Consider the following 14819-nt stretch of genomic DNA (forward strand, 5'->3'; position numbering starts at 1 on the left):
CCCAATAGGCCATTGAATAAATTAAAGAAAATTTCACGGGCGTCCGAATGGGAGCAGTAAGTCCCTTAAAATACGGAGGATTTGTTATGATTGACGTAGGGGATCGAATTTCTTTGGCTTTGGATAGCCTGCCACATGCCGTGGTTCACGCGGTTTGGCTGGTGAATGATAGCCTATGTACCGGCTATCGCTGTTGCTGATCGTGCTGGGGACTATGAACTGGACGTGAAACGTGGTCAGCTAAAATTGTCGAGGCAGGGTAAACCTTGCCCAACACACGGTCTCATTTGCTGGGGCCCAACACGGGAGACGAAAATGAAACTCAAGACAGTATTAATGGGTGCCGCTGCTGGCGTCGCGATGATGACGGGCGCGACCACCGCAACTGCGGAAGCCCACGGCGAAATTACCGTTGGCTACTTCCTCGAATGGCCGATGCCGTTTCAATTCGCTAAGGTGAATGGCACCTATGACGAAGCGCTGGGTATGAAGGTGAATTGGGTCAGCTTTGACGCGGGTACCGCGATGTCGGCAGCGATGGCATCTGGCGACGTCCAGATTTCAGTCAGCCAAGGCGTGCCACCATTCGTGGTTGCCGCATCCGCCGGGCAAGACCTGCAAATTCTGGACGTGGCTGTGTCCTATGCCGAGAACGACAACTGCGTCGTTGCGTCCGGGCTTGAAATCGACAAAGACAGCGCTGACGAACTGGCAGGCAAGAAAGTAGCTGTGCCGCTGGGTACGGCTGCGCACTATGGTTTCCTGCGTCAGATGGAACACTTCGGCGTCGATCTTGCCTCGCTTGATATCGTCGATATGGCGCCGCCGGATGGTGCCGCTGCAATCGCACAGGGTTCAGTTGATATGGCTTGTGGCTGGGGCGGTTCGCTGCGCCGCATGAAGGAATATGGGAACGTCCTGTTGACCGGGGCGGAGAAAGAAGAGCTTGGCATTCTTGTGTTTGACGTGACTTCTGCGCCCGCAAGTTTTGTTGCTGAGAACCCAGAACTGGTTGCTAAGTTCCTTGCCGTCACTGCCGAGGCAAACGCTGCATGGAACGACGGTTCTGGTGTCGAGGCAATGCTGCCCGTGATCGCCAACGACGCAGGTATGGACGAAGACGCGACGGCTGAAACGATGGCAACATTTGTGTTTCCATCGGTCGACGAACAATTATCTGACGCTTGGCTAGGTGCCGCCGCACCAGCGTTCATGAAGGGCGTCGCCGATGTGTTCGTTGAATCAGGATCAATTGACAGCGCGCTAGATAGCTATGCTGGCAATGTGAACACTGGGCCACTGGCGACACTGAACGACATGTAAATCCTTTGTTCCCGGCGCGGTCAGTTTACCCGCGCCGGGGCAAGAATTTTCTAGAAAATTCTTATGCATGCTGTGACGTGCAAATAATTTTCTAGAAAATTATTGGAGTGGGATATGTCAGGACTTCAGATAGACAAACTCTCAATGCGGTTTGATCTGCCGAATGGGTCATCAGTGCAGGCGTTAAAGGATGTCTCGATTGATCTAAAAGCCGGCGAATTATTGTCTGTGCTTGGCCCATCGGGCTGCGGAAAGACGACCCTGTTGAACATTGTCGCGGGGTTTCTTGCACCGACTGAAGGGAAGATCGTCTTAAACGGCAAGACAGTCACCGGGCCGGGCGCAGAGCGAGGCATGGTCTTTCAACAAGGCGCGCTGTTTGAATGGATGAGCGTGCGCGAAAACGTTGGCTTTGGCCCGTCGATGAAGGGCATGGCAAAAGCCGAAAAGGCCCAGATCGTTGATCATCTGTTGGATGTGGTCGGGCTACAGGATTTCAAAGAAAAGGCTGTCTATGAATTGTCTGGCGGGATGCAGCAGCGCGTTGCACTCGCCCGTTGTCTGGCTAATGAGCCGGACGTCATCCTGATGGATGAACCGCTCGGTGCGCTTGATGCCTTGACCCGCGAAAAGATGCAGGGCCTTGTTCTGAAACTGTGGAAAGAGACCGGCAAGACGATCATCTTGATCACCCATTCCGTCGAAGAAGCGTTGTTGCTGGGCGAGCGACTGATAGTGATGGCCCCGCGTCCGGGTCGTATCCACCGTGAATACAACCTGCCATTTGCGGAAATGGGCGTGAACCAAGACCTAAGACAGGTCAAAAAAGACCCACGATTCAATGAAACCCGCGAAGAAATTCTGGCAATGATTTGGGACATGGAAGAAGAAATCATGGGCCGGACGGAGAACGCGTAATGGAGCTGCTTTCAAATCTTGGCGCAGAGCTCTGGGCCGTTCTAACGACGCTATTTAAGGCGGCACCATACATTATCGGCTATGTCGTTCTGATCTTGGTGATGATGGCAATCTGGAGTGGTATCAAACGGCTTTTGACGCCGAAACATGACTATAGCTCGCTCAAAACAGTGACCTTTGGTGACGAAAGCGCAGTGACATCAAACACAGTCGCTTCTGTTGTGTCAGTGGTGCTGATCTTTGTGCTGTGGGGCGCGTTTACTGGGTCAAAGTTATTGCCGGGGTTCATGCATGCGCCCGGTGCATTTACCGGGAATGGTTCGTTTACCTATACCATCACAACGCCTGATGGGCAGACTGATGACGCGACAGTTTCTGTCATCGTGCACCCTTCAACGGTTGAAACCGAAGCGCCAGAGGTTAGCCCAGGCGCCGGTATCGCCAAAGACGACTCCATTGCAATCGCTAGCTATCGCAGCGCGCTGCTGCGGGTTGATCGCAATGATGAAATGGGGCGCGACGAAGATACCTTTATTACGGCGGTCAACGGCCAGCCAATTACCCCGGAAGGGTCGGTTAAGGTCGATTTCGGCACAGTCGCGATGTCTGCGAAGGGGACGCTGAACATTATCCCCGCGACAGGTATACAAATGGAACCTATATGGTTGCCCGCGCCAGAAGCTGTCTGGAAGCGCATGACAGAAATCGCGACTGATGGCTTCCGAAACTCAACGTTGATGGAACACTTGGGGTATTCTTTGTTTCGTGTCGTCGTTGGTTTCCTACTTGGTGCGATTGTCGGGATTCCCTTGGGCTATGCGATGGGATTGTCGAACTGGTTCCGTGGTTGGTTTGATCCAATTGTCGAATTCATGCGCCCAGTGCCGCCGCTTGCGTTGATCCCGCTCGTGATCATATGGGCGGGCATTGGCGAGGTCGGAAAAATTATCCTGCTGTTCCTAGCTGCACTGTGGATCATGGCAATTGCTGCCCGTTCAGGGGTGTCGGGGGTTCGGATATCCAAGGTGCATGCGGCCTATTCACTGGGCGCTTCGAAATGGCAGATCATGCGCTATGTTATCATCCCGAATTCATTGCCTGAAATCTTTACAGGTGCGCGTGTCGCGATGGGCGTATGTTGGGGGACTGTTGTTGCCGCCGAACTGGTCGCCGCCGAAAAGGGCGCAGGCATGATGATCATGGTCGCGTCTAAATTTCAAAGCACGGACATTGTTCTAATGGGTATCATCTTGATCGGGATAATTGGCTTTAGCATCGACATGCTGATGCGCTGGATCGAGCGCGTCTTGGTACCATGGAAGGGCAAAGGTTAAGCCTTTCCGAAGAATGCTTTTGATGAAGTAAAACAAGAAAGGCAAAGGGTCGCTAACCCTTTGCCTTTTAAAATTTTTAGCGCCAAATCAAACCTGTGCCACAATAGGTTTTGAAATGGTTGAATACCTTAAACGCGCGGTCCGTACCGCCCAGACGGATCAAAATGATGTGGCACCTGCCGTACAGGCATTGCTTGCTGAAATCGCGCAGAGCGGTGAAGCTGCCGCAATCGCCATGGCGCAGCGGTTTGATCATTGGAAGGGCGAGACAATCGTCTCGCGAACCGCGCTTGATTACGCGATAGACCAGGTTTCAGAGCAAACGAAGGCGGATATTCAATTTGCCCACGCCAATATTCTGCGATTTGCACAGGCGCAGCGCGACACGATCGTGGATACCGAGGTCGAAATTCTACCGGGTTTGTTAGCAGGCCAACGTCAAATCCCTGTCGGTGCCGCCGGATGTTACGTACCCGGAGGTCGCTACGCGCATATCGCCAGCGCCATGATGACAATAACCACGGCGAAGGCTGCGGGGGTGAAGCATATTACGGCGTGCTCTCCGCCGTCCGGCCCTGACGGTATTCCGCCGGCGATCCTGTATGCGATGGATTTGTGTGGGGCTGATACCATCTTGAACATGGGCGGCGTGCAGGCCGTTGCTGCTATGGCCAAGGGGCTGTTTGGATTGCCGCGCGTCGATATTCTTGTTGGTCCGGGCAATCAATATGTGGCCGAGGCAAAACGTATTTTGTTCGGCGAAGTCGGCATTGATATGGTCGCGGGGCCAACTGATTCACTCGTGCTCGCTGATGCTGGTGCTGACCCGGCCATTGTTGCCGCTGATCTTGTTGGACAGGCAGAGCATGGACCGAATTCGCCCGTTTGGCTGGTAACTGATGACCGGGCGCTGGCCGACGACGTGATAGCACGTGTTCCGGCCCTGATCGCGACCTTGCCTGATATGAACGCAGCCAATGCCGCCGCCGCATGGACCGATTATGCAGAGGTGATCCTTTGTACTGACCGTGAAGAGATGGCGCATACGTCTGATACTATCGCGCCTGAGCATCTGACTGTGCAATGCGATGATCTTGACTGGTGGCTTGATCGGCTCACGACCTATGGATCGCTGTTTTTAGGCGAAGAAACGACGGTCGCCTTCGGGGACAAAGCGGCAGGACCGAATCATGTTCTGCCAACATCAGGCGCGGCGCGCTATACGGGTGGCCTATCTGTCGGTAAATTCATGAAAACAGTGACTTGGCAGCGCGCAACGCGTGACGCGACAAGATCAGTCGCCGAAGCAACCGCCCGCATTTCGCGTATCGAAGGCATGGAAGGACATGCCCGCACTGCCGACATTCGGCTAGCAAAGTATTTTCCTGACGAAGTTTTCAATCTAGGTTCTTGACCTTCCCGTGACTGGAACCCCTATGTAAGGGGTCTGATTAATCACGGGGCATGTCATGGGACATACTGCAGAACTTAGATTTGGCGTCGACGGGATGAGCTGCGCAAGCTGCGTTGGCCGCGCCGAAAAGGCGATTTCGGCCGTATCTGGCGTAACGCAAGCGCGCGTCAACTTGGCGAATGCATCGGCAACTGTGGATTTGAACGGTGCCGATGCTGGTCGCGCAATGGTGAGCGCGTTGCGGGCCGCTGGCTATCCAGCTTTGCCAAGCAAGCTTCGGTTTGAAATAATCGGTATGACATGTGCGTCATGTGTGGGCCGGGTCGAGCGTGCTTTGCTGGAAACGCCCGGTGTCATCATGGCGTCGGTCAATTTGGCGAATGGCACCGCGACCGTCACGACATTGACCGATGCTGCGACTTTGCAGCAGGCCGTCAGTAACGCGGGTTACGAGGCCAAGGTCCTTGAGGGTGCATCGCGTACTGACGACCGCCAAGGCAAAGAAGCAACAAAGGTTTTTCGCAACTTCCTGATCGCTGCAGCGCTCACGATTCCGGTGTTCGTTCTTGAAATGGGCGGGCATATGTTCCCGGCATTTCATCATTTCATCGCCCGTACAATTGGTACGCAAACGAGTTGGGCTATCCAATTCACCCTCGCGACTGTTGTTCTAATGGGACCGGGCCGTGTGTTCTTTGCCAAGGGAATTCCAGCTTTACGGCGGCTTTCGCCGGATATGAATTCGCTTGTTGTAATGGGGGCGGGTGCTGCCTGGGTTTATTCGACAGTCGCGCTTTTCGCCCCGGCGCTTTTGCCTGCAACGGCGCGGTCTGTCTATTTTGAAGCGGCGGCCGTGATTGTAACCTTGATCCTGCTTGGCCGTTGGTTAGAGGCACGGGCAAAGGGCCAGACGGGTAATGCGATCAAGCGGCTAATCAGTCTGCGCCCCAGTACCGCCCGACTGCTACGCAATGCCGAAGAGGTCGATGTACCCGTCGATGAAATCGTTCGGGATGACATCATTGTGTTGCGCCCCGGCGAACGTGTGGCGACTGATGGTGTTGTGCAAAGCGGTACGTCTTTTGTGGACGAAAGCATGGTCACTGGCGAACCTATTCCGGTCGAGAAATCCAAAGGCGACACTGTCGTCGGGGGCACAGTGAATGGGAATGGTGCGCTTCAAATTAGGGCGACAGCTGTGGGCGCTGAAACCATGCTCTCGCAGATCATCGCGATGGTCGAAGATGCCCAAAGCGCGCGGCTACCAGTTCAAGACCTCGTCAACAAAATCACACAGTGGTTCGTTCCGGGGATTATGGCCATTGCTGTGTTGACCGTTATCGTTTGGCTGATCTTTGGCCCTTCGCCTGTCTTGTCTTATGCATTGGTTGCAGGTGTGTCGGTTCTGATTATCGCCTGTCCTTGCGCTATGGGTTTGGCCACACCAACGTCGATTATGGTGGGCACGGGTAGGGCGGCTGACCTTGGTGTTTTGTTCCGCCAAGGTGACGCGCTTCAAGCGTTGCAGGGCGTTGATGTCGTTGCCTTTGATAAGACTGGGACGCTAACCATGGGCAAGCCAGTGCTGACAGATATTCAACCATTAACGGGTGATAAGGCAGAGTTTCTGCAAACCGTTGCTGCGGTCGAATCTCTTTCCGAACACCCCTTGGCCCAAGCAATTGTCGCCGGGGCATCCCGCCGGCTGCCTGCCGTGACTGACTTTGTGTCCATTCCGGGACATGGCCTGCGAGCAGTGGTTGAAGGCCGGGTTGTGCTGGTCGGTGCTGCCCGCCTATTAACGCGCGAAGGCATCGATCCGTCACCACTTGAACAAGCAGCGCAAGAGCTTGCTGGTGCTGGCAAGACCCCTATCATGGTCGCGATTGATGGCGCGCCTGCGGGTGTGATTGGCGTTGCGGACACAGTGCGGGCTTCGGCGAAAGCAACAGTTGCAGGGCTGAACGCGCGGGGCATCCGCGTCGTGATGATCACTGGTGACGCAGAGCGTACAGCAAAAGCGATTGGTGCCGAATTGGAGGTCACTGACGTTTTTGCTGAGGTCCTGCCGGAAGGTAAGGTCGACGTGATCCGCCAGTTGCAGGAAAACGGCAGCAAGGTTGCCTTTGTCGGTGACGGCATCAATGACGCGCCTGCGCTGGCGACCGCCAAGGTCGGTATCGCGATTGGTACGGGAACGGATGTGGCCGTCGAAAGTGCGGATGTTGTGCTCATGTCTGGCGATCCGGCTGGGGTACTGAATGGAATCGTCATTAGCCGGGCGACCATGGCCAATATCAAAGAAAACCTCGTTTGGGCGTTTGGTTATAACGTGCTGCTGGTTCCGGTCGCGGCTGGGGTGCTTTACCCCATTTGGGGTGTGCTTTTGTCGCCGGGGCTAGCGGCTGGGGCAATGGCGCTGTCGAGCGTGCTGGTCGTAACAAACGCGCTCCGCTTGCGCTGGGTGAAGGGAGCATAAGATGAATATCTCTGAGGTCGAAACCCGTACCGGGCTGCCCGCAAAAACCATTCGGTATTACGAAGAAATCGGGTTGGTGACGCCAGCGCGCAGGCCGAATGGCTACCGTGATTTTCAGGACAGTGACGCGCATAAACTGGCGTTCTTAGGCAGGGCGCGGGCGCTTGGTTTCTCGATCGAAGATTGCCGTAACCTATTGGCATTATGGGAAGATCAGGCGCGGGCGAGCGGTGATGTTCGTCGTATTGCGAAGCAGCATTTGGTGGAGATTGAGGATAAGATTGCTGGGTTAATTGCGATGCGGGATACGTTGTCGGAATTGGTTAAGGATTGCGCTGGCGATAACCGGCCTGATTGCCCGATCTTGAAGGGATTAGAAGGGTCATAAAAACGTCCTGATGTTGCCTTGTGGTTGTGAAAATTCTACGTGATATCCACCCAGCACAAACATGAGAGCTAGGCATGCGCATACTTCGGGGGCTACTGATTTGCACGTTGATCGCATTGGTGGTCTGTGCTGTTTTGTTGCCCGAAGGCGGTGAAAAACCGCGTGTGATTGATGCCTTAGGCAAGGCGATTTTTGGGGTCTTTGGCCTGCTTGCGCTTGGCTATGCCCTAAAGCTTCGCTGTTGGCTAAAGCGCGGCAAACGACCAGCCGAAAAACCGCGTGAACGGGCCGGAAAGCCAATAATTGTTGATGGTTCGAACGTCATGCACTGGGGCGGGGACCCGTCGATAGTGGTGCTGAAACGTGTGATGGATGCACTGCATAACCGTGGTTATGAACCCATCGTCTATTTCGATGCGAACGTTGGTTATAAGCTGAGTGATCAGCATTTGGGCGCGCGTGATATGGCGGTGCAATTGGGGTTGCCCAAGGGCGATGTAACCCTTGCGCCTAGTGGTACACCTGCCGATCCGATCCTATTGAAACATGCCGCTGACGAAGGGCTGCGCGTTGTGACGAACGACCGCTTTCTAGACTGGAAACAAGAGTTCCCCAAAATTGGTGACAAAGGATTCTTGGTTAAGGGACGTTGGCAAGAAGGCAGTGTTATCTTGCTGGGATTGGGCCGAGGGTAGGGGCACCGCCCGTGCACATCGCGTACACACAGCGTATGCACGGAGGCCGCACGTTAGTTTTTGGCCAGATCGGCGCTGGTTAGACGGAATGCTTTGCCAAAACCGCCGTTCAGGTGGAAGGCGGTTGGCGTCAGCCGGAACATGATGAAATCGGGAAAATCATAGTACAGCTTTGCCTTTGGGATTTGGGCAAGCCATGCGGATTTATGCGCGGGTTTGTCGACCTGCGCGGCGGTGCATTGCACGGTTAGGCGTGGGTGCGTCAGCGGGTCACCTTTGTCTCCGGGTTCGCCGACCAGAACGGCGCATTGGGGTGCAGCCAATAGTGCGGTGGTGTGGGTCGACAGTCGCGAGACCAAGGTTAGGAAACCATCCCCATCCCAGATCAAACCAACCCGCGTCACGTAGGGTGCGCCATCTGGGTCAATGACCGCCAAGGCCCCAAACCGCGTGGCGGTCAGGATGTCATTGGTGAGCGCAATGGATTCAGGAGTGGTGGGATTAATGGAGTCTTTGGTCATGATGGGGCTAGCATAGGTTTGGACGCGTGAAAGGGAAGGGGGCTGCCCGATACCGCGCCAGATATTAGGCGACGCGTCCGGCACGAGGGCTGAGGTATATTAACTACGCTCGAATAGTGTCCTCGTGAAAACGAATCCCTCAAATAATTTGATGTTTATTAAAGGCTGAGCGTTAGAAAAGTTGAGAGCCTAGAAACATATCGTTGCACTACTGACTTAGTGCGCGTTATGGTTGTTTGATGATAGTTTGAGAGATTGATTTGTCCACGTTACCAACGTTGTATATATTCCTTGATGAAGGCGGAAACTTTGATTTTTCTGCTGGAGGTTCACGGTTTTTTACACTGACATGTGTGAGTATGAGGCGACCCTTTATACTGCACACCAAGCTAGATACTTATAAATATGACCTAATTGAGTTTAGAAGTAAGCCAAGGATTGAGTTGGAGCACTTTCATTGCACTGAAGACAACTCGCACGTGCGAAGGAAGATATTTGAGCTGCTTGCTGTGGAGATTGCGGTGAACTCTGTAGATACCGTGATTGTTGAGAAGTCAAAGACTGGCCCCGCGTTGCAGGTCCCTGAAAAATTCTATCCAAATATGCTGGGCTATTTGTTGAAATACGTGCTGGGACATACGCCAACAGGCATCGGCGAACTGGTTATTATCACGGACACAATTCCTGTAAGCAGGAAACGTAAGGCTGTAGAAAAAGCGCTAAAGTTAGTTCTCGCTGCTAAGCTCCCTTCGACAACACCGTATAAAATAATGCATCACGCTTCGCGGTCCCACTATGGGCTTCAAGTCGCGGATTATTTGAATTGGGCCATTTACAGGAAGTGGGAACACTCAGATAAGCGAGCTTACGACACAATAAAGCACCTTATTCGCAGTGAATTTGAAATATTTCGTTCAGGAACACGCCACTACTATTAGATGTTGACCTCCCCGACTACCATCAGGAGAACCCCTTGGGTTCTTATCATCGAGGAGGAACCTTTAAAGCAACATATAGCGACGAGTTTTGAAAAATCAAGTTAATATCGGAGTTTAAACCAGCTTGGGAAAAGATTTCACCGCTTCCCCCCATACCCCGCCTTGCCTCCACGTTGCCCCGGTCGTCCTCCGGTGCTGCGCCCTGTTGCTTTTTTCGCGTCGTCGACGGCTTTGTTGACGGCTTGTTGCCGGGCAAGTGGGTCGTCGCTGACCACAAGGTCGACGGTTTCGAGCCGTTTGACTTCGTCGCGTAGGCGGGCGGCTTCTTCGAATTCGAGGTTCTCGGCGGCTTTGCGCATGTCGGCGCGTAGCCCATCGAGGACGGCCTCTAGGTTGGCGCCGTGCAGTGGTTTGTCGACTGTGGCGGTGACCCGGTTCATGTCGACGTCGCCTTTGTAGAGACCCGCGAGGATGTCTTCGACGTTCTTTTTCACGGTGGTCGGCGTGATCCCGTGTTCGACGTTATAGGCCATTTGTTTGGCGCGGCGGCGTTCGGTTTCCTTCATCGCGCGGTCCATGGAGCCGGTGATTTTGTCGGCGTACATGATGACGCGCCCTTCGGCGTTACGCGCGGCGCGGCCGATGGTTTGCACGAGCGAGGTTTCGGAGCGCAGGAAGCCTTCTTTGTCGGCGTCAAGGATCGCGACCAGTCCGCATTCAGGGATGTCGAGCCCCTCTCGCAGGAGGTTGATCCCGATGAGCACGTCGAACGCGCCAAGCCGGAGGTCACGCAGGATTTCGATCCGCTCAATCGTGTCGATGTCAGAGTGCATGTAGCGGACCTTGATCCCCTGTTCATGCATGTATTCGGTCAGGTCTTCGGCCATGCGTTTGGTCAGTGTCGTGACCAGCGTGCGGTAGCCATCGGCCGAGACTTTGCGGACTTCGTCCAGTAGGTCGTCCACCTGCATTTCAACGGGCCGGATTTCGATTTCAGGGTCGATCAGCCCGGTGGGTCGAATGATTTGTTCGGTGAACACGCCGCCGGTTTGTTCCAGTTCCCATGCGGCGGGGGTGGCCGATACGAACACGGATTGCGGGCGCATGGCGTCCCATTCTTCGAATTTGAGCGGGCGGTTATCCATACAAGACGGCAGCCGGAACCCATGTTCGGCCAGCACGGATTTGCGTCTAAAGTCACCTTTGTACATGCCGCCGATCTGCGGCACGGACACGTGGGATTCATCGGCAAAGACGATGGCGTTATCGGGGATGAATTCAAACAGCGTGGGCGGTGGTTCGCCCGGTGCGCGCCCTGTTAGATAACGTGAATAGTTTTCGATGCCGTTGCAGACGCCTGTCGCCTCGAGCATCTCAAGGTCGAAGTTGGTGCGCTGTTCAAGGCGCTGTGCCTCGAGCAGTTTGCCGTTGGCGACCATCTTATCAAGCTGCGTGCGTAGTTCTTTTTTGATGCCGATGATGGCTTGGTTCATTGTCGGTTTGGGCGTGACGTAGTGGCTGTTCGCGTAGACGCGGACCTGATCGAAGGTGCCGGTTTTGGATCCCGTCAGTGGATCGAATTCAGTGATGCTTTCCAGTTCTTCGCCAAAGAACGATAGTTTCCACGCCCTGTCATCAAGGTGGGCCGGCCAGATTTCAAGGCTATCGCCGCGCACCCGGAAGGTGCCACGCTGGAAGGCTGCGTCGTTGCGTCGGTATTGCTGGGCGATCAGATCAGCGATGATCTGACGTTGGTCGTACATTTTGCCGACGTGGATGTCTTGGGTCATCGCGCCGTAGGTTTCGACCGAGCCGATACCGTAGATGCAGGACACAGAGGCCACTATAATCACGTCGTCCCGTTCAAGCAGCGCACGGGTTGCGGCGTGCCGCATCCGGTCGATCTGTTCGTTGATCTGGGATTCTTTCTCGATATAGGTGTCCGACCGGGCGACGTAGGCCTCGGGTTGGTAGTAGTCGTAGTAGGACACGAAGTATTCGACAGCGTTTTCGGGGAAGAACCCTTTGAATTCGCCGTACAGCTGGGCGGCCAGCGTTTTGTTCGGAGCAAGGATAATCGCAGGGCGCTGCGTTTCCTCGATCATTTTGGCCATGGTGAAAGTCTTACCAGTACCCGTCGCGCCAAGCAGGACCTGGTCGCGTTCACCGGCCAATATCCCCTCTGACAGTTCTTTGATTGCGGTGGGCTGGTCGCCTGCCGGTTCGAATTCCGTATGCAGGACAAACTTCTTCCCACCCTCCAATTTCTCGCGGGTTTTTACATCCGGGGCAGGGTTGGTCAAAAAGGCTTCTGGTTCTGACTTATCGGTCTGGGCGTAGGGCATGCGACGTTCCTTGGGTTAACCTATATGTGATCCCTTTTTGTTCCGCTGCAACCCTTCTTGCTGACATTACGTGTCAGTATGCTTGCGCTGAGCGCCTGTTTTGTCGATAACACGCCTAATTATGGAGTTCATGATGCGCGCACGAATCTACAAACCCGCAAAAACAGCAATGTCGTCAGGCACAGCCAAAACACACCACTGGGTTTTGGAACATGTCGCAGAAACAGCCCGCGAGGTCGATCCGTTGATGGGGTGGACGTCATCCGTTGATACGCAGGCCCAAGTAAAGCTGACGTTCGATACTAAAGAGGCCGCAATTGACTACGCGACCGAGCACGGCATCGATTTTGTTGTGCAAGAACCAAAGACGCGAAAGCCAAACATCCGGCCGAGCGGCTATGCCGAAAACTTTGCGACCAACCGCCGTGGCGCTTGGACACACTAAGTTTTTCTAAACTTGCCTGAAATACCATTCGAGGGCGACCAAACTGGTCGCCTTTTTCATTCTGCCTCGGAGCGCCCCAATGACTATCTCGCAACTTGTTACCCACTCGGGCGGTTTTCACGCTGACGAGTTGATGTCTTCGGTCATTTTGACGCGCTTATTTCCTGAAGCAGAACTGGTGCGCAGCCGTGACAAGCAATTGCTTACGCCTAGTGAAGGCAAGATTATATATGACGTGGGCGGCGATTATGATGCTGTCGCGCAGATTTTTGACCACCATCAGCGGCCCAGCCCTTTGCGTGAGGATGAGCAGCCCTACAGCTCTTTTGGCTTGATATGGGCGCACTATGGCCGCGCGTATTTGGCAGCGATGGCGGTCCCAGAGGGTGACATCGAAGAGATACACACAAAGTTCGATACAAAGTTTGTCCTGCCCATCGACCTTTTGGACAATGGTGCAATGGACCCGTCGGTGGCAGGGCCACTGTCGATTTTGACCCTGCCGACGCTTTTGGGAAGCTTGAAACCCGTCTTTGACGATCCGTCACCGACGGCTGACGATGACGCGTTTTTTGCGGCACTGCCAATTGCGCGCAGCTTTGTCGAAGCGATGATCCGCAATTATGCGGCTAAAGCACGCGCAAAGAGCATCGTGCTAGAAGCGATTGAGGCAGCAGGCACGTCGCCTATCCTAGAGCTGCCAATAGGAATGCCTTATCGCTCGGTGCTGGAAGACGCAGGGGCGGATCACATTCTATTTGTGGTCAACCCGCGTGGTGATGGTTGGACGATTGGCGGCATTAAACTATCGCATGATACCTTTGACCAACGTGCCGATTTGCCCGCAGCATGGGCGGGCCTGACTGACGAGGCGCTGGAAGCGGCGAGCGGCGTAAAAGGTGCGAAATTTTGTCATAACGCACGGTTTATCGCAGTTGCTGATACACGCGAGGCTATCATGGAAATGGCCGCACTCGCGGTGAAAGAAGCCCAGTGAAAATTAGGGTGTATGCTTCCGTTGGGTTTTGATTGGTGCGGCCCTAAGAGGCCGACACCAGAGGGCCAATTAACGCCATGTTATTGAACACTGATTTGCTGCAATTGCCCGCGCTTTCAAATACTAAGTTGACATAGCAGGAAGTGTTGGTCGATATAGCCATTCTTAGTGCGGGCCGTTAGCTCAGCTGGATTAGAGCAGGGAACTTCTAATTCTCAGGTCGGGGGTTCGAGTCCTCCACGGCTCGCCATTATGCCTCACCTGTATCGCCGGCACAAACCCTTGAAGCTTCAAACACAAGTCCGGAAAGTCCTGTGTGGATGGCTCCTGCATAGCAAGACATTTTGTGAGCCAATATGAGCGTTTGTCAGATGCGGTGGTGTGTCCGGCCTGTTTGCGCGACACACTCGGCCGCTGGATCTGATGGTTTTCGCTGACCAAGTCCCAAACCGCTTCGCGGACAGCGATGTGTCGCTGATATTCGACGGGGTGTCTCGGTTGGCGGGCTGGCATGGCTCCATCATTTCAATTGTCTTGCGTCTCTGTTGTTCCTTTTTTTGGTTATGCTGCGTGAGGTCTGTAGCGCTCGCTTTCGGTCAAGACTGCCCAAATGATACGGGCGGCTTTGTTCACCATGGCAACGGTCGCGGGCACGATGAAGGAACAGGATGCCCTGTTGTTCGCCGGTCTTGATGGCGACAAAACGCATTGTAGGGCGCATTACGGCTTCACAGATAGCCTCTGCATCGATGGCGTCTGATTTGCCGTGTTTGGCGTCGGCCTTCACGTACATTGCAGGCATCAGTCTGACTTCATGGCCCAGCTTCTGGAACTGCCGCGCCCAGTGATGACTGGATTCGCAAGCTTCCATGCCGATCAGACAAGGCTCAAGGTTTTCAAAAAAACTGCAAAAGCTGCGCGCGCCTGAGAGACTTGTTAAATGCCAACACGAAAGTAATACGTGTCACGTTTTGGAATGATTGGCATATTACCTCAGCCTGAACGAAGCTGAATCGCCAGCA

The 14819-nt window shown here is 54.3% G+C and carries 12 protein-coding genes, 1 tRNA gene and 1 pseudogene; 11 read left to right on the forward strand and 3 right to left on the reverse strand.

Annotated features, from left to right (window positions below; genetic code table 11):
• Positions 1-315 precede the first annotated feature (315 nt).
• The 7 genes from ACHUEV_RS16915 to ACHUEV_RS16945 all read left to right on the forward strand — a co-directional run bounded on the left by ACHUEV_RS16915 (position 316) and on the right by ACHUEV_RS16945 (position 8551).
• Entirely contained in the window at positions 316-1323 is a 1008-nt protein-coding gene (locus tag ACHUEV_RS16915) for a taurine ABC transporter substrate-binding protein (RefSeq protein ID WP_394181970.1), read from the forward strand.
• A gap of 114 nt (positions 1324-1437) precedes the next feature.
• Positions 1438-2241 (forward strand): taurine ABC transporter ATP-binding protein, encoded by an 804-nt coding sequence (locus tag ACHUEV_RS16920; protein WP_106745102.1) that lies wholly within the window; start codon positions 1438-1440, stop codon positions 2239-2241.
• Positions 2241-3575 carry an ABC transporter permease gene (locus ACHUEV_RS16925; protein ID WP_394181972.1) on the forward strand — a complete coding sequence of 445 codons (1335 nt, stop codon included), beginning with the start codon at positions 2241-2243 and terminating at the stop codon, positions 3573-3575. Before ACHUEV_RS16920 ends, ACHUEV_RS16925 begins: the two co-directional genes overlap by 1 nt.
• 115 nt (positions 3576-3690) lie before the next feature.
• Positions 3691-4989: a histidinol dehydrogenase gene (gene hisD, locus ACHUEV_RS16930; RefSeq protein ID WP_394181974.1), complete on the forward strand. Its 1299-nt coding sequence runs from the start codon at positions 3691-3693 to the stop codon at positions 4987-4989.
• 55 nt (positions 4990-5044) lie between these two features.
• On the forward strand, positions 5045-7468 hold the full coding sequence (locus tag ACHUEV_RS16935; RefSeq protein ID WP_394181976.1) for a heavy metal translocating P-type ATPase: 2424 nt from the start codon (positions 5045-5047) through the stop codon (positions 7466-7468).
• A gap of 1 nt (position 7469) precedes the next feature.
• Positions 7470-7856, forward strand: a complete 387-nt coding sequence (cueR, locus tag ACHUEV_RS16940) for a Cu(I)-responsive transcriptional regulator (protein WP_106356411.1) — start codon at positions 7470-7472, stop codon at positions 7854-7856.
• Positions 7857-7930: 74 nt separating this feature from the next.
• Positions 7931-8551, forward strand: a complete 621-nt coding sequence (locus tag ACHUEV_RS16945; RefSeq protein ID WP_394181978.1) for an NYN domain-containing protein — start codon at positions 7931-7933, stop codon at positions 8549-8551.
• A gap of 53 nt (positions 8552-8604) precedes the next feature.
• Here the strand turns inward: ACHUEV_RS16945 and ACHUEV_RS16950 are convergent, their stop codons facing one another.
• Positions 8605-9072 carry a HugZ family pyridoxamine 5'-phosphate oxidase gene (locus ACHUEV_RS16950; RefSeq protein ID WP_394181980.1) on the reverse strand — a complete coding sequence of 156 codons (468 nt, stop codon included), beginning with the start codon at positions 9070-9072 and terminating at the stop codon, positions 8605-8607.
• Positions 9073-9332: 260 nt separating this feature from the next.
• On the opposite strand from ACHUEV_RS16950, the gene ACHUEV_RS16955 reads away from it, so the two are divergent.
• Positions 9333-10010 carry a DUF3800 domain-containing protein gene (locus ACHUEV_RS16955; protein ID WP_394181982.1) on the forward strand — a complete coding sequence of 226 codons (678 nt, stop codon included), beginning with the start codon at positions 9333-9335 and terminating at the stop codon, positions 10008-10010.
• Between the two features lie 137 nt (positions 10011-10147).
• On the opposite strand, the gene uvrB is transcribed toward ACHUEV_RS16955, so the two are convergent.
• Positions 10148-12355 carry an excinuclease ABC subunit UvrB gene (gene uvrB / locus ACHUEV_RS16960; RefSeq protein WP_394181984.1) on the reverse strand — a complete coding sequence of 736 codons (2208 nt, stop codon included), beginning with the start codon at positions 12353-12355 and terminating at the stop codon, positions 10148-10150.
• Between the two features lie 133 nt (positions 12356-12488).
• On the opposite strand from uvrB, the gene ACHUEV_RS16965 reads away from it, so the two are divergent.
• The 3 genes from ACHUEV_RS16965 to ACHUEV_RS16975 all read left to right on the forward strand — a co-directional run bounded on the left by ACHUEV_RS16965 (position 12489) and on the right by ACHUEV_RS16975 (position 14047).
• A complete protein-coding gene (locus ACHUEV_RS16965; RefSeq protein WP_394181992.1) occupies positions 12489-12800 on the forward strand; it encodes an ETC complex I subunit in 312 nt (103 codons plus the stop codon).
• A gap of 79 nt (positions 12801-12879) precedes the next feature.
• The gene (locus tag ACHUEV_RS16970) at positions 12880-13797 is read left to right on the forward strand and encodes an MYG1 family protein (protein WP_394181986.1); all 918 of its coding nucleotides are present in this window, start codon (positions 12880-12882) and stop codon (positions 13795-13797) included.
• A gap of 172 nt (positions 13798-13969) precedes the next feature.
• Positions 13970-14047: transfer RNA gene (locus ACHUEV_RS16975), tRNA-Arg, on the forward strand.
• A gap of 393 nt (positions 14048-14440) precedes the next feature.
• On the opposite strand, the pseudogene ACHUEV_RS16980 reads toward ACHUEV_RS16975, so the two are convergent.
• A pseudogene (locus ACHUEV_RS16980) lies at positions 14441-14704 on the reverse strand (IS110 family transposase); the annotation flags it as partial.
• Positions 14705-14819: the final 115 nt, after the last annotated feature.

Source organism: Yoonia maritima (assembly GCF_043641945.1).
GTDB classification, from domain to species: domain Bacteria; phylum Pseudomonadota; class Alphaproteobacteria; order Rhodobacterales; family Rhodobacteraceae; genus Yoonia; species Yoonia maritima_B.

What these genes read in the sequence shown, in the direction of transcription:
- ACHUEV_RS16920 (WP_106745102.1), top strand. Translation starts at nt 1,438, where the DNA reads ATGTCAGGACTTCAGATAGACAAACTCTCAATGCGGTTTGATCTGCCG.
- ACHUEV_RS16915 (WP_394181970.1), top strand. Translation starts at nt 316, where the DNA reads ATGAAACTCAAGACAGTATTAATGGGTGCCGCTGCTGGCGTCGCGATG.
- ACHUEV_RS16970 (WP_394181986.1), top strand. Translation starts at nt 12,880, where the DNA reads ATGACTATCTCGCAACTTGTTACCCACTCGGGCGGTTTTCACGCTGAC.
- hisD (WP_394181974.1), top strand. Translation starts at nt 3,691, where the DNA reads ATGGTTGAATACCTTAAACGCGCGGTCCGTACCGCCCAGACGGATCAA.
- ACHUEV_RS16965 (WP_394181992.1), top strand. Translation starts at nt 12,489, where the DNA reads ATGCGCGCACGAATCTACAAACCCGCAAAAACAGCAATGTCGTCAGGC.
- ACHUEV_RS16935 (WP_394181976.1), top strand. Translation starts at nt 5,045, where the DNA reads ATGGGACATACTGCAGAACTTAGATTTGGCGTCGACGGGATGAGCTGC.
- ACHUEV_RS16950 (WP_394181980.1), bottom strand. Translation starts at nt 9,072, where the DNA reads ATGACCAAAGACTCCATTAATCCCACCACTCCTGAATCCATTGCGCTC.
- cueR (WP_106356411.1), top strand. Translation starts at nt 7,470, where the DNA reads ATGAATATCTCTGAGGTCGAAACCCGTACCGGGCTGCCCGCAAAAACC.
- uvrB (WP_394181984.1), bottom strand. Translation starts at nt 12,355, where the DNA reads ATGCCCTACGCCCAGACCGATAAGTCAGAACCAGAAGCCTTTTTGACC.
- ACHUEV_RS16945 (WP_394181978.1), top strand. Translation starts at nt 7,931, where the DNA reads ATGCGCATACTTCGGGGGCTACTGATTTGCACGTTGATCGCATTGGTG.
- ACHUEV_RS16925 (WP_394181972.1), top strand. Translation starts at nt 2,241, where the DNA reads ATGGAGCTGCTTTCAAATCTTGGCGCAGAGCTCTGGGCCGTTCTAACG.